Here is a 13,439-nt window from a genome sequence, read left to right as displayed (position 1 = left end):
CGATGTCCGAAGCCTCGAACCTGCGTCCGCTCGCGGTCGTCACCGGCGCCTCGTCCGGGATTGGCTATGAACTCGCCCGGCTGGTCGCCGAGGACGGCTACGACCTCGTCATCGCCGCCGACCGCCCGGAGATCGTCGAAGCGGCACAGGCGCTCGAAGGCATGGGCGCCTCCGTCCAGCATCTCAACGTCGATCTTGCGACTTTCGAGGGCGTCGATAGCCTCGTCGCCCTGGTCGGCGGCCGGCCGGTGGACGTGCTGATGGCCAACGCCGGGCACGGCCTCGGCCACGCCTTCCTCGAACAGGACCTCGCCGCCTGGCGTCACGTGATCGACACCAACATCACCGGCACGGTCTACCTCGTACAGCAGCTTGCCCCGCGGATGGTCGCCCGCGGCCAGGGCCGGATCCTCTTCACCGGCTCGATCGCCGGCCTCATGCCAGGCACGTTCCAGGCCGTCTACAACGGCACCAAGGCGTTCGTGGACAGCTTCGCCTGGGCTCTGCGCAACGAGTTGAAGGACACCGGCGTGACCGTCACCACCCTGATGCCGGGCGCCACCGACACCGACTTCTTCGAACGCGCCGGCATGCTCGACACCAAGGTGGGCCAGGGTTCCAAGGACGACGCGGCGAAGGTCGCCAGGACCGGCTACGAGGCGATGAAGAAGGGCGAGGGGGACGTCGTCGCGGGCTGGAAGAACAAGCTTCAAGCGGCCGCCGGCGCCATCACTCCCGACAGCATCAAGGCCGAGCAGCATCGCAAGATGGCGGAGCCACGCGGCTCGGACGACGGCGAAATCTACCAGAAACCGCTGGGCTGATAACGGCTTAGCTGAGGAACGCCGCCTGGCGGGCGGACGTTGTTGCGGCGTCCCCACCCCGGAGGTTTGCCATGAACCAGGACATGAACCGTCACGAGCAGGACAACCGTCAACAGCAGCAGCAGCCGCAACAGCAGCGGCCGCAGAACGCCGGCGGCCAGCAGCAGAACCAGGTCGGCCAGGAAGAGCGCCGCATCGACACGGACGGCGACGGCCGCACCCGCGACCCGAACGACACTCGGCCGACCGATCAGGGCGGCGAGGGCACGCCGGTCCAGCGCTGAGCGATCCGGCGCGACAGGAGAGGGGGCCGGCCCGCGCCGGCCCCTTTTTCGTGGGGTCTCAGCTCGCCAGACGGGCTTCGATCGCGGCGACAACCTCGCTGAGCGCCGCCTGGGCGTCCGGCAAGGCCGCTTCGTCGCCGAACTCCGCCCGCTCGCAGGCCTCGGCCAGGATCGGAGCCCCGATACCGCGCGCCGCGCCCTTCACCGTATGGGCCACGTCGCGCCAGCCCTCGCGCCCGGCGTTCAGGCCGGCCCGCCAGACGTCCGCCTGCGCCGTGAACAGCGCCAGCACTTCGCGGATCACCGCTGCGTCGCCGGCGAGAAATCCTTCGAGATATGCGAAATCAATGACTTGTGCGGATCTTTCCATGCGTCTGGCTTACCCTGCTACAGGCGCTTGCCAAGCCTGCGTTTTCGCGTATTTTCCGCGCCCTCGCCGACGGGCCTTGCTGCCCGACCGCCGGGACGGGTGCATAGCTCAGTTGGTAGAGCAGCTGACTCTTAATCAGCGGGTCGTAGGTTCGAATCCTACTGCACCCACCACGTCTCCGTGAAATTGAAGGCTCAGATGCCCGCGCCGTTGTCGATGGCGCGCAGGGCGGCCTCGTGGGCCTCCGCCTCGGCCTCGATCCAGCTGATGAAGGCCTTCACCTGCGGCAGGCGAGCCTTGGCCTTCGGATGGACGAGGTAATAGGCGAAGTCGACCGCGGTGGTGTCCTTCAGCGGCGCCACCAGCCGGCCGGCCTCCAGGTCCGCCTGCGCGATGGTCCGCTTGGCGAGCGCCACGCCGCGGCCGTTGACCGCCGCCTCGATCACCAGGCTCGACTGGTTGAAACGCGGGCCCCGCATTCCGTCGACGCCCTTCACCCCGCGCGCCGCCAGCCACATCGGCCAGTCGGGGCAGCTGTCGTCCGGATCGGGCGAGCCGTCGTGCAGCAGGACGTGGGCTTTCAGGTCCTCGGGCGTGCTCAGCGGCGTCTCGGCCAGCAGCGCCGGGCTGATCACCGGGATCACCGTCTCGCTCAGCAGCCGGCGGACCTCCAGACCCGGATAGCGGCCGCCGCCGTAACGCACGGCGATGTCGACCTCGCCGGCCGTCAGGTCCACGACCTCCAGGCCCGCTGACAGCCAGACGTCGACCTGCGGGTGCTTCTGCTCGAAGGCGCCCAGGCGCGGCACCAGCCACTTGGCGGCGAACGACGGCGCCGCGGTGATCGTCAGGCGTCGGCCATCGACCGCGGCGGTCAGCAGGCTGGCCGCCTCGGCCAGCCGGTCGAACGCCTCGCGCAGGGCGGGCAGGGCGGTCTGCGCCGCGTCGGTCAGCAGCAGACCCTTCGGTGTGCGCTTGAACAGCGCCGCCCCGACATAGTCCTCGAGGTTCTGAATCTGCTGGCTGACCGCGCCGGGCGTCACCGAGAGCTCGTCCGCCGCCCGGCTGAAGTTCAGATGCCGCGCCGCCGCCTCGAACGCGCGCAGGGCGTTCAGTGGCGGCAGCCGGCGGCGCTCTTGCGGACGATCCATGAGAATCTCTGATAGCCCCGACAGAAGTCTTCGCCTTGCGAATTGCGCCTTGCGCCACCTATTTGCAAGCGTCCGCCGCTGTATCGACAGGTCCAACAGGCGGATTGCAGCGGGGCGGCGGCCCTGCTACCGCCCGCCGTCTCGTCGAGTTCCGCGTTTAGAGAAGCTAATTTCATGGCGTTTGCCCCACACAGGTCCAAGCGCGCCGACGGGCTGGTGGTCCTGGGCGGCGGAAGCCGCGGCCGGCCCCCCGGCGACGTGTGGCTGGTCGGCGCCGGCCCCGGCGACCCCGACCTGCTGACCCTCAAGGCCCTGCGTGTCCTGCAGACCGCCCAGGTCGTCGTGCATGACGGACTCGTTTCCGACGAGATCCTCGCCCTGGCCCCGGCCGAGGCGCGCCGGATCTCCGTCGCCAAACGCAAGTCGCGCCACAGCTACAGCCAGGACGAGATCAACCGCATGCTCGTCGCCTTCGCCGGCGACGGCCTGACCGTCGTGCGCCTGAAGGGCGGCGACCCGTTCATCTTCGGCCGCGGCGGCGAGGAACTCGAAGCCTGCCGCCAGGCGGGCATTGCCTGCCAGATCGTTCCCGGCGTCACCGCCGCCCTGGCGGCCAGCGCCGGGGCCGGCGCCCCGCTGACCCATCGCGGCTCGGCCCAGGCGGTGACCTTCGTCACCGGCCACGCCGCCCAGGGCCGGGAGCCCGACCTCGACTGGGCCAGCCTCGCCCGCGCCAACCACACGGTCGTCGTCTACATGGGCCTGTCGCAGGCGGCGCCGATCGCCGCGCGGCTGATGGCGGCCGGCCGCGACGCCGCGACGCCGGCTCTGATCGTCGAGAATGCCTCGCGCGCCGACGAGCGGCGGGTCGTCACCACGCTCGCCGGCCTCGCCGAGGCCGCCCAGACCCTGTCCGGTCCGGCCCTGCTCATCGTCGGCGAAGCCATGGCGCTGGCCGACGCCGGCGCGCCGGACCTCGCCGCCATCATCAAGGAGGCCCGCGCATGAGGGCGCTGACCGCCAACCGCCTGATCGACGGCGAAGTCGTGTTCTGGAAGGACGGCGCCTGGGTCGAACGCTTCGCCGACGCCCAGTTGTTCGCCGACGACGATGCGGCCGGTGAGGCCGCCGAGGCCCACGGCAAGAACCAGCCCACCGTCGTCGTCGAGCCCTATCTGGTCGACCTCATGGAGGTCGGCGAGGTCTGGGCCCCCGTCAGCTATCGCGAGCGTATCCGCGCGCTCGGCCCCACCAACCTTCCCCACGGCAAGCAGGTCGAGGGTGGGGCGGTGATCGAGGCCCTGCGGCAAGCGCACGGCGCGGCCCGTTCGTCGGGCCGGGTCAACCTGATCAAGCGCAAGTAGAGGCGCGCCATGTACCAGTACGACGCCATCGACAAGGACCTGCTGGCCGACCGCTCGGCCGAGTTCCGCATCCAGACCGAACGCCGCCTGGCCGGTGAGTTGACCGAGGACCAGTTCAAGCCGCTGCGCCTGCGCAACGGCCTCTATCTGCAGCTGCACGCCTACATGCTGCGGGTCGCGATCCCCTACGGGTCGCTGAACCCGACCCAGTTGCGCAAGCTGGCCTTCATCGCCCGCACCTACGACAAGGGCTACGGCCACTTCACGACGCGCACCAACCTCCAGTTCCACTGGATCAAGCTCGCCGACGCGCCGGACATCATGGATCACCTGGCCAGCGTCGACATGCACGCCATCCAGACCAGCGGCAACTGCGTGCGCAACGTCACCGCCGACCCCTACGCCGGGGCGACGGCCGAGGAGATCGACGATCCGCGCGTCTGGGCCGAGGCGATCCGCCAGTGGTCGACGGTGCACCCCGAATTCAACTGGCTGCCGCGCAAGTTCAAGATCGCCATCACCGCCGCGCCGAAGGACCGGACGGCGGCCAAGGTCCACGACATCGGCCTGGTGCTGAAGCGTGCCCGCGACGGCGCGCTGGGCTTCGAAGTCATGGTCGGCGGCGGCCTCGGCCGGCTGCCGCACATTGGCCCGACGATCCGCGAGTTCCTGCCCGCCAACCGGCTGTTCTCGTACCTGGAGGCGATCCTTCGGGTCTACAATCGCTACGGCCGGCGCGACAACATCCACAAGGCGCGGATCAAGATCCTGGTCGCCTCCCTGGGCCGCGAGGAGTTCGCCCGTCAGGTCGAGGCCGAATGGGAGAAGATCGGCGAGAACGTCGACTTTCCCGATACCGAACTGGCCCGCATCCGCGGCGCCTTCGCCCCGAAGTCGTTTGAGACCTTCCGCAACCGCTCCGAGGTCTTCGAGGACGCCAAGGCCGCCAACCCGGCTTTCGCCCGGTTCGCGCGCAACAACCTCAAGGCCCACAAGGTCCCCGGCTACGGCATCGTCGAGATTTCGCTGAAGGCCATCGGCCAGACGCCCGGGGACGCCAGCGCCGAGCAGATGGAGGTCGTCGCCGACCTTGCCGAGCGCTACGGCCAGGGCGACATCCGCGTGACGCACGAACAGAACCTCGTCCTGCCGCACGTCCGGCTCGACGACCTGCCGACGGTCTGGGCCGCCCTCGACGCCGCCGGGCTGGCGACGCCGAACATCAACCTGGTCAGCGACATCATCGCCTGCCCGGGCTTGGACTATTGCGCACTGGCCAACGCCCGCGCGATCCCGGTGGCCCAGAACATCGCCGAGAAGTTCCGCGACCAGGATCGCGCCGAGCTGGTCGGCGAGCTGAAGATCAAGATCAGCGGCTGCATCAACGCCTGCGGCCACCACCACATCGGCCACATCGGCATCCTCGGCGTCGATAAGAAGGGCGAGGAGTTCTACCAGCTGACCCTCGGCGGCTCGGGGGCGGAGGACGCCGGCGTCGGCTCGATGCTCGGTCCGGCCCTGCCGTACGACCGGGTGGCCGACGCGGTCGACACCGTCGTCGACGTCTATCTGCGCGAGCGCCAGGACGGCGAGCGCTTCCTCGACACCGTCCGCCGGACCGGGGTCGCCCCGTTCAAGGAGGCCGTCTATGCCGACGCGACTTAAGCTGACGCCGGCCGGCGGCTTCGTCCTGGCCGAGGATCCGTTCACCCGCGTCACCGACGACTGGGCGATCCCCAAGGGCGACGTGATCATCTCCCTGACCCGGTTCCAGGCCGAGGGCGAGGCCCTGCTGGCCGAAGGCCGCAAGGTCGGCGTGGTGCTGGACAGCCACGAAGAGGTCGAGGCCCTGGCCTACGACCTGCCGCGCCTGTCCGTGGTGGCCTTCAACTTCCCCAAGTTCGGTGACGGCCGCGCCTACACCAACGCCCGCCTGCTGCGCGAGCGCTTCGGCTTCAAGGGGGAGGTGAGGGCGGTCGGCGATGTGCTGCGCGAACAGGCGCTGTTCATGGTCCGCACCGGCTTCGACGCCTACGAGCCGGCTGACGGCTCGACGCCCGAGACCTGGGGTGCGGCGGTCGACCGCTATCGCCACGTCTACCAGAGGGGCGCGGACGCCCGCTCGCCTGCCTATATGGAGCGGGGAGAGTGAGCATCATGGCGTACGACAACGTCGAAACCTCGAAGATCCTGAGCCGGGCCGAAGTCCTCGACGCCCAACTGCGCAACGCCCATCCGCGCGAGATCCTCGCCACGGCGGTGCGCGAGTATGGCGACAGCCTCGCCCTGGTGTCGTCGTTCGGCGCCGAATCCGCCGTGCTGCTGCACCTGGTCTCCCAGGTGAAGCCGGACCTGCCGGTCCTGTTCCTGGACACCGGGATGCAGTTCGGCCAGACGCTCGACTATCGCAAGACCCTGGCCGCGCACCTTGGCCTGACCGACGTGCGCGACCTGCGCCCGCATTACCAGGACCTGGCCACCGGCGATCCGGACAATAAGCTGTGGCAGCGCGACACCGACGCCTGTTGCAACATCCGCAAGGTGATGCCGCTTGACCGGGCGCTCGGCGAATTCGACGCCTGGATCACCGGCCGCAAGCGTTTCCACGGCGGCGACCGGCTGCGCCTGCGCGTCGTCGAAGAGGCTGACGGCAAGCTGAAGTTCAACCCGCTGGCCAACTGGACGAAGGCCGACCTCGACGCCTATGCGGCCGAGCATGGCCTGCCGGCCCATCCGCTGGTCGCCCAGGGCTTCCCGTCGATCGGCTGCTGGCCCTGCACCCATCCGGCTGACGAGGGCGACGACGTCCGCGCCGGCCGCTGGAAGGGCCTCGAGAAGACCGAATGCGGCATCCACGTGGCCCGGGCCCCCGGCGCGACCGTCGACGTCGGCGGCGACATCTGAGCCGCGCCAAGAATTTTTAGAGACCTGACATGACTGACGTGACCGTGGCGCCGGCCGCCCCCCTGAAGGCCACCGGCGCCTTCTATGTCGAGACCGTGACATGGGTTCAGCACTGGACGGAGAGCCTTTTCTCGTTCCGCACGACCCGCAACCCGGGCCTTCGCTTCGCGAGCGGCCAGTTCGTCATGGTCGGACTGATGAAGGACGACGCCAAGCCCCTCGTCCGCGCCTATTCCATCGCCTCCCCGTCCTGGCACGAGGAGCTTGAGTTCTATTCGATCAAGGTGCCGGACGGCCCGCTGACCTCGCGCCTCCAGAACATCAAGGTCGGCGATCAGGTGCTCATCGGCCGCAAGCCGACGGGGACCCTCGTGCTGGACGGCCTGAAGCCCGGCAAGCGCCTCTACATGCTCGGCACCGGAACCGGGCTTGCCCCCTGGCTGTCGCTCGCCCGGGAGCCGGAGGTCTACGAGAAGTTCGAGGACGTCGTCGTCACCCACACGGTGCGCGAGGTCGCCGACCTGAACTATGCCGAGCTGCTGGACCACGAACTGGCGAACGACGAAATCCTCGGCGAACTGATCGGCGGCAAGCTGAAGTACTATCCGACAGTGACGCGTGAGGACTTCAAGACCCGCGGTCGGATCACCGACCTGATCGAGAGCGGCAAGCTGTTCGCCGACCTGGGCCTGCCGCCGTTCAACCCGGCGGAAGACCGCGTCATGCTGTGCGGCGGCCCCTCGGTGCTGACCGACCTCAAGCAGCAGCTGCTGGATCGCGGCTTCGTCGAAGGCTCCATCGCCAATCCTGGCGACTTCGTGCTTGAAAAGGCGTTCGTCGAGACCTGAGGCCGCTCATCCTGGCGGACGCCAGGGCCCAGCTCTGTCAGATCTGACGCGACCAGGTGTGGCCGAGGCGAAAGGTCAGCCTGATCCCGGCTCGCGCCGGGATCAACAGATCCGGCTACGCGGGCGGGCAACCCTTGAAATCGCCGACCTTCACGGCCGAGAGCGTGGCGAGGTTCAGGCCCTTCAGCGGGTTCATCGAGCTCGCGCCGCGGCCGGTGTAGAGGTCGATGCGCTTGCCCTTGATCGCGCCGCCGACATCCGAGGCGTACCAGTAGCCATCGTGCGCCTTGCCGTCGGGCATCTTCAAGCCGACGGTCTCCTTGATGAAAACGACGCTGCGGCGAGGGATCAGGGTCTTGTCGACCGCCATGGTGCGCATCGGCACGACCTTGCAGCCGAGCGAGTCCAGGGCGCCCACGCCCTTGGCGCCCGCGTGATAAAGCGTGGCTTTGACGTTCCAGCCCGGTCCATTGGGCAGGGAGCCGGTGATCACCGACATCAACAGATCGCCCAACGGATCCTGGGCGGCGGCTTGCGCGTTCGACCCCATAGCGATCAGGGAGAAAGCAGCCAGGGCGGCGAGGCGGCGTCGCATGACGGCGTCTCCTTCGTCGTTTGTACTGGTGGGCGGAGTCCTACCCGGACTCCGTCCGAGCGGCAACCCGATCCGGGTGCGGCTGATCGCGTACGCAGCAAAACTCAAAAGCGGTGGGCTCGTTTTGCTTGTTTTTCCAAGGAAATATGTGCGCTGGCGCGTGCGGTGAAATCTGCAATTCTGGGGGCTGTTTGCCGCCGCGGCGTGGTTTCGACCCGGCTTTAATGTCATACGCGGGCGGTACCCCAAGGCGCTTGCCAACCTTCCGCCCAACCCGCAAACCACTGCCATGACCCGCCTTGTCGCCGGCCTCGTCGCCGCTCTTCTGACCACCGCGCCGGCGCCCGCGCTGGCCTGGGGCAACACCGGCCACCGGATGGTTGGACAGGAGGCGATGCGGGCGCTGCCGGCCGAAATCCCCGCCTTCCTGCGCACGCGCCAGGCGATCGAGGATGTCGGCGAGCTGTCGCGGGAGCCCGACCGTTCCAAAGCGGCCGGCAAGATCCACGACCATGACCGTGACGCCGCCCATTTCGTCGATCTGGATGAGACGGGGCGGGTGCTCGGCGGGCCGCCGTTCCTTCCGCTCCCGACCACCAAGGCCGACTACGAGACAGCGCTTCGCGCCGCCGGGCTCGACATGTGGAAGGCTGGCTATTTGCCGTACGCGATGATCGACGCCCGGCAGCAGCTTGCCCTCGATTTCGCCTACTGGCGCATCCTCCAGGCGGCTGAGGCCAATCCCAAGTGGCGCGGCCATCGCGCGTGGTATCGCGCCGACCGCCTGCGTCGGGAGGCTTCGATCCTGCGGACGATTGGCGAGCTGTCGCACTATGTCGCCGACGGCAGCCAGCCGATGCACGTCAGCGTCCATTTCAACGGCTGGGGCGATTATCCGAACCCGCAGGGCTACTCCACCGCCCGCCTGCACGGCCCGTTCGAGAGCGATCTCGTCCAGCGCCGCGTCGACCAGCGGGAGGTCCGGACCCATCTGCGGCCGCTCCGTCTCTGCGACTGCAGTCCGGAGCAGCGGACGACCGACTACCTCCGGACGAGCCTCGCCGAGGTGATCCCCTTCTACGAGCTCGAGAAGGCCGGCGGCCTCAGGGACGACGACCCGCGCGGCCCCGCCTTCGCAACCCGCCTGCTGGCGGTCGGCGCCTCGGAACTGCGCGATGTGGTGGTCGAAGCCTGGCGGGCCAGCGCCGGGATGAAGGTCGGCTGGCGTCCGGTCGCCGTCGCTGACGTCGTCAGCGGCAAGACCGAACCCTATTCCAGCCTCTACGGCGTCGACTGATGCGCGCCCCGCAGTTCGGGGAGCCCGAGAACGGCCGTGACGCTCCGGATCGGCCAACGGCGTTCGCGATCGTCGTCCGCGACGGGCTGATCGCCGTCATGCGTGTCGACAGCCGGCGACGCGGCTGCGTCTACGACCTCCCCGGCGGCGGGATCGATCCCGGTGAAACCCCCGCCCAAGGCGCGGCTCGCGAGTGCGGCGAGGAGGCCGGGCTCGAGGTCGTCCTCGACCCGGAGCCGTTCACCTGCGCCGACCAGTTCTTCGTCAACGACGACGGCTGGGCGCACAACTCGCGCGGCCGGTTCTTCGCCGGGACCGTGGCGGCCGAGCGGCCGGACCTGAAGGTCGAGGATGACCACACGCTCGAATGGATGGATCCGCGCGGCGCGATCCTCGCGCTCGACCGCGAGGCCCACGCCTGGGCCGTCGCCGTCTGGCTGCGGCGCCTTGAGCGCAACCCAGCGAAAGGCTAGTCCAAGCCGTCCTTTCACGGAGGCTTCATGGCCGCGCCCGCCGCTAAGATCATCGACGGCAAGGTCAACGCCGAGCGGCTGCGGGCCGAGGTGGCGCGCGAGGTCGCCCGACTGAAGGCCGACTACAATCTCCAGCCTGGCCTGGCGGTGGTGCTGGTCGGCGATGATCCGGCCAGCCAGATCTACGTCCGCTCCAAGGGCGAACACTCGCTGGCCGCCGGCATGCATTCGGTGACCCATCGCCTGCCGGCCGACGTCAGCCAGCACGACCTTCTGCGCCTGATCGGCGAGTTGAACGGCGATCCGGGCATCCACGGCATCCTCGTCCAGCTCCCGCTGCCCAAGGGCCTCGACGAGCAGGCGGTGATCGCCGCCATCAGCCCCGACAAGGACGTCGACGGCCTGCATGTCGTCAATGCCGGCCGCCTCGCCAATGGGGTATCGGCCCTGGTTCCCTGCACGCCGCTCGGCTCGATGATCCTGCTGCGCGAGACGATTGGCGATCTTGCCGGGCTGCGGGCGGTCGTCGTCGGCCGCTCCGTGCTGGTCGGCCGGCCGATGGCGCAACTGCTGCTGCAGGCGGACTGCACCGTCACCATCGCCCATTCGCGCACGAGGGACCTGCCGGCGATCTGTCGCGAGGCCGACATCCTGGTCGCGGCGGTCGGGCGGCCGCGGATGATCCGCGGCGACTGGATCAAGCCCGGAGCGGCGGTGATCGACGTCGGCATCAACCGCGTGCCGTTCGACGATCCGGAGAAGGCCGCGGCCGGCCGCACCAAGGTGGTCGGCGACGTCCACTACAAGGAAGCGGCCGAGGTCGCCGGCTGGATCACGCCGGTGCCGGGCGGCGTCGGCCTCATGACCGTCGCGGTGCTGCTTCAGAACACCGTCACCGCCGCGAGGCGCATCGCCGGGCTCGACTAGGCCGGGGGTTGGGTCACCGGCTGGGCTTCGGTCTCCAGCCAGGTCACCGCCTGGCGGAGCACGTCGGCCACTGCCCGGTCATAGGCCGGGACGATAGCGCCCACCCGGTTGCCGGACGCCCGCACCCGCGCCTCGAAGATCTGCTCGCGGATGTAGTCGCGATCGCGCGGCCGGCTGAGGACGGCCCGCACCCGCACGAGCACTGTCGGCGACGCGTCCTTGCCGTTGTCGTAGCGCGTTTCGAAATTCCGCACGTCCATCCGCAGCACATACTGGGCGCGCGAAAGCTCGCCGCGCGAGACCAGGCGAACCTTGCCCGGCGCGGCGTCGAACGCCGCGAGCACCGCCTGGTCCCAGAGGACCGAGGCAGGCGCCACCCAGCGGCTCTCAGCAATGTACTGGGCCTGGTCGCCGGTGATCGCCAGGATCCGGTCGCCGGCCGTTTCGCCCTGGAAGACCCCATTGGCGCGGAACACCGCCACGGTCCCGGCGGCAGGCGCGGCCTGGGCCTCCGCGACGGGCGTCTGGCCGAAGCGGTAGAGCTGGGAGGGCTTGCCGCCGCCGAGCAGGCCCCCCAGGCAGCCGGAGACGCTCAAGCCCAGGGCGACCACGCCGGCGATCCGAAGGGCTCCAAGCCGAAGGGGGCGGGGATGGATCATGGCTGCACCTCCAGCTCTTTCGACTTGGGTTTCAGGACCGCGCGGGCCCCGCCGGCCTGCACCTCGTTGACCAGCCGCTCCAGGCTCTCGGCGGCGCTCTGGAGCTGGATCACCGCGGTGGTCACCTGCGGCAGGCCGTTGGTGGCGAAGTCCGTGGTCGGGGCCTGAAGGGCGCTGATCAGCGTCCGGGCGTCGCGGGCGGCGGCCTTCGCCTCGTCGGCGGCGTCGGCCATGTTGGCCAGGGTGCGGCGACCGTCGCCGTTGACCATCTGGCGGCTGTCCTTGAGCAGCAGGGTCAGCTCCGCCGACGCCTCGTCGATCCGCTGCAGGGCGCTCTGCGCGTCCGAGATCAGCGCCTTGCGCTCGCGCAGCTCGGCGGTGACCGCCTGTGCGTCCGAGACCACGGCCGAGAAGTTCTTGATGTTCTGGTCGGACAGCACCCGGTTCACGCGGTCGAGGGCCTCGATGGTCCGCGTCAGCACGGTGCCGCCGCCTTCCAGCAGGTCGGACAGGGTGCTGCGCTGACTGCGCAGGATCGGGATCTTGTCGTCGGGCACGGTGTCCTTCAGCAGGGGCCGCGAGGGCGTGCCGGCGGTGATCTGGATGTAGTTGACGCCCGTGATGCCCTGCGGCTCGAGCGTGGCGTAGGAGTCGACCCGGATCGGCACGTCGGCGCTGACCCGCGCCCGCGCGATCACCCGGCTGGGATTGGTGCGATCGAGGGCGATGCGCGTCACCTCGCCGACCTTGATGCCGTTGAAATGGACTTCGCCACCCTGGTTCAGCCCGCGCACTGGCCCCTGGAAGAGGATGTCGTAGTGGTCGTTCTCCTGGCGGAACTGCCAGCGCGCCAGCCAGACGATGAAGATCACCATCCCGACAGCCAGCAGCAGGGCCGACAGGCCCACCATGGCGTAGTTGGCGTTCCGCTCCATCAGGCCTCCCTCGCCTTGACCGTCGCCGCGGCGCGGCCGCGAGGTCCAAGGAAATATTCGCGGATCCACGGGTGATCCGAGGATTCCAACTCCCGAACAGGCGCGACGGCGACCACCTTCTTCTCGGCGATGACGGCGACGCGGTCGGTTATCTCATACAGCGTATCGAGATCGTGGGTGATCATGAACACGGTCAGCCCCAGGCTGTCCGACAGGTCGCGGATCAGCTCGTCGAAAGCTGCCGCGCCGATGGGGTCGAGGCCCGCGGTCGGCTCGTCGAGGAAAAGGAGCTCGGGGTCTAGCGCCAGGGCGCGCGCCAGCCCGGCGCGCTTGCGCATCCCGCCGGACAGTTCCGACGGCTTGAGGACCCCGGCGTCCGGGCGCAGGCCCACCAGCGCGATCTTCAGGTCGGCGAGCTCGTAGATCTCGGGGCGTGACAGGTTGGTGTGCTCGAACATCGGCGCGGCGACGTTCTCCTTCACGGTCAGGTTCGAGAACAGGGCGCCCTGCTGGAAGAGGACGCCCCAGCTGCGATTGATCGCCCCCCACTTGCGGCGCGAGGCGGTCTCGATGTCGGCCCCGAACACCCGGATCTGCCCTGCCTGCGGATTGCGCAGGCCGATGATCGAGTTCAGCAGCACCGACTTGCCGGCTCCTGAGCCGCCGACCACGCCCATCACCTCGCCGCGCTGCACGGTCAGGTCGAGGCCGTCATGGACCACGTGGTCGCCGAAGGCGTTGACCAGACCCGAGACCTCGATGGCCGGGCCTTCCAGGTCGAGCAGTTCCTCGTCGGTCAGGTCGGCTT

The 13,439-nt window shown here is 69.2% G+C and carries 17 protein-coding genes and 1 tRNA gene; 12 read left to right on the top strand and 6 right to left on the bottom strand.

The window, feature by feature from the left end; genetic code table 11:
- Nucleotides 1-824, top strand: an 824-nt coding sequence (locus tag ACILRF_RS04470; protein WP_395671064.1) for an SDR family NAD(P)-dependent oxidoreductase, incomplete at its 5' end; no start/stop codon positions are given.
- Between the two features lie 71 nt (nt 825-895).
- Nucleotides 896-1,108 carry a hypothetical protein gene (locus ACILRF_RS04465; protein ID WP_395671063.1) on the top strand — a complete coding sequence of 71 codons (213 nt, stop codon included), beginning with the start codon at nt 896-898 and terminating at the stop codon, nt 1,106-1,108.
- A gap of 58 nt (nt 1,109-1,166) precedes the next feature.
- Here ACILRF_RS04465 and ACILRF_RS04460 read toward each other — a convergent pair whose 3' ends face one another.
- On the bottom strand, nt 1,167-1,478 hold the full coding sequence (locus tag ACILRF_RS04460) for an Hpt domain-containing protein (RefSeq protein ID WP_395671062.1): 312 nt from the start codon (nt 1,476-1,478) through the stop codon (nt 1,167-1,169).
- A gap of 97 nt (nt 1,479-1,575) precedes the next feature.
- On the opposite strand from ACILRF_RS04460, the gene ACILRF_RS04455 reads away from it, so the two are divergent.
- Nucleotides 1,576-1,651: transfer RNA gene (locus tag ACILRF_RS04455), tRNA-Lys, on the top strand.
- A gap of 21 nt (nt 1,652-1,672) precedes the next feature.
- Here ACILRF_RS04455 and gcvA read toward each other — a convergent pair.
- Nucleotides 1,673-2,629 (bottom strand): transcriptional regulator GcvA, encoded by a 957-nt coding sequence (gcvA, locus tag ACILRF_RS04450; RefSeq protein WP_395671061.1) that lies wholly within the window; start codon nt 2,627-2,629, stop codon nt 1,673-1,675.
- A gap of 174 nt (nt 2,630-2,803) precedes the next feature.
- On the opposite strand from gcvA, the gene cobA reads away from it, so the two are divergent.
- The 6 genes from cobA to ACILRF_RS04420 are packed head-to-tail and all read left to right on the top strand — an operon-like array spanning nt 2,804 to nt 7,745.
- Nucleotides 2,804-3,637, top strand: a complete 834-nt coding sequence (gene cobA, locus ACILRF_RS04445) for a uroporphyrinogen-III C-methyltransferase (protein WP_395671060.1) — start codon at nt 2,804-2,806, stop codon at nt 3,635-3,637.
- Nucleotides 3,634-3,993, top strand: coding sequence for a DUF2849 domain-containing protein (locus tag ACILRF_RS04440; protein ID WP_395671059.1), 360 nt, complete (start codon nt 3,634-3,636; stop codon nt 3,991-3,993). Before cobA ends, ACILRF_RS04440 begins: the two co-directional genes overlap by 4 nt.
- Nucleotides 3,994-4,002: 9 nt before the next feature.
- A complete protein-coding gene (locus tag ACILRF_RS04435) occupies nt 4,003-5,658 on the top strand; it encodes a nitrite/sulfite reductase (protein WP_395671058.1) in 1,656 nt (551 codons plus the stop codon).
- A complete protein-coding gene (locus ACILRF_RS04430; protein ID WP_395671057.1) occupies nt 5,642-6,145 on the top strand; it encodes a DUF934 domain-containing protein in 504 nt (167 codons plus the stop codon). The genes ACILRF_RS04435 and ACILRF_RS04430 overlap by 17 nt, the downstream gene beginning before the upstream one ends.
- 5 nt (nt 6,146-6,150) lie before the next feature.
- Nucleotides 6,151-6,897 carry a phosphoadenylyl-sulfate reductase gene (locus ACILRF_RS04425; RefSeq protein ID WP_395671068.1) on the top strand — a complete coding sequence of 249 codons (747 nt, stop codon included), beginning with the start codon at nt 6,151-6,153 and terminating at the stop codon, nt 6,895-6,897.
- A 29-nt stretch (nt 6,898-6,926) separates the two neighbouring features.
- On the top strand, nt 6,927-7,745 hold the full coding sequence (locus ACILRF_RS04420; protein ID WP_395671056.1) for a ferredoxin--NADP reductase: 819 nt from the start codon (nt 6,927-6,929) through the stop codon (nt 7,743-7,745).
- A gap of 115 nt (nt 7,746-7,860) precedes the next feature.
- On the opposite strand, the gene ACILRF_RS04415 is transcribed toward ACILRF_RS04420, so the two are convergent.
- Nucleotides 7,861-8,340, bottom strand: a complete 480-nt coding sequence (locus ACILRF_RS04415; protein WP_395671055.1) for a 3D domain-containing protein — start codon at nt 8,338-8,340, stop codon at nt 7,861-7,863.
- 289 nt (nt 8,341-8,629) lie between these two features.
- On the opposite strand from ACILRF_RS04415, the gene ACILRF_RS04410 reads away from it, so the two are divergent.
- The 3 genes from ACILRF_RS04410 to folD are packed head-to-tail and all read left to right on the top strand — an operon-like array spanning nt 8,630 to nt 11,037.
- Nucleotides 8,630-9,637 (top strand): S1/P1 Nuclease, encoded by a 1,008-nt coding sequence (locus ACILRF_RS04410; protein WP_395671054.1) that lies wholly within the window; start codon nt 8,630-8,632, stop codon nt 9,635-9,637.
- Nucleotides 9,637-10,110, top strand: coding sequence for an NUDIX domain-containing protein (locus ACILRF_RS04405; protein ID WP_395671053.1), 474 nt, complete (start codon nt 9,637-9,639; stop codon nt 10,108-10,110). The genes ACILRF_RS04410 and ACILRF_RS04405 overlap by 1 nt, the downstream gene beginning before the upstream one ends.
- 27 nt (nt 10,111-10,137) lie before the next feature.
- Nucleotides 10,138-11,037 (top strand): bifunctional methylenetetrahydrofolate dehydrogenase/methenyltetrahydrofolate cyclohydrolase FolD, encoded by a 900-nt coding sequence (gene folD, locus ACILRF_RS04400; protein ID WP_395671052.1) that lies wholly within the window; start codon nt 10,138-10,140, stop codon nt 11,035-11,037.
- On the opposite strand, the gene ACILRF_RS04395 is transcribed toward folD, so the two are convergent.
- The 3 genes from ACILRF_RS04395 to ACILRF_RS04385 are packed head-to-tail and all read right to left on the bottom strand — an operon-like array spanning nt 11,034 to nt 13,431.
- A complete protein-coding gene (locus ACILRF_RS04395) occupies nt 11,034-11,696 on the bottom strand; it encodes an ABC-type transport auxiliary lipoprotein family protein (protein WP_395671051.1) in 663 nt (220 codons plus the stop codon). The two genes, folD and ACILRF_RS04395, sit on opposite strands and share 4 nt — an antisense overlap.
- Nucleotides 11,693-12,631, bottom strand: a complete 939-nt coding sequence (locus tag ACILRF_RS04390; RefSeq protein ID WP_395671050.1) for an MlaD family protein — start codon at nt 12,629-12,631, stop codon at nt 11,693-11,695. The genes ACILRF_RS04395 and ACILRF_RS04390 overlap by 4 nt, the downstream gene beginning before the upstream one ends.
- A complete protein-coding gene (locus tag ACILRF_RS04385; protein ID WP_395671067.1) occupies nt 12,631-13,431 on the bottom strand; it encodes an ABC transporter ATP-binding protein in 801 nt (266 codons plus the stop codon). Before ACILRF_RS04385 ends, ACILRF_RS04390 begins: the two co-directional genes overlap by 1 nt.
- Nucleotides 13,432-13,439: the final 8 nt, after the last annotated feature.

This window comes from Phenylobacterium sp. (assembly GCF_044236515.1).
Classification (GTDB): Bacteria; Pseudomonadota; Alphaproteobacteria; order Caulobacterales; family Caulobacteraceae; genus Phenylobacterium.
The sequence above is the reverse complement of the archived record's forward strand: the minus strand, read 5'-3'. Positions and strand labels throughout refer to the sequence as shown.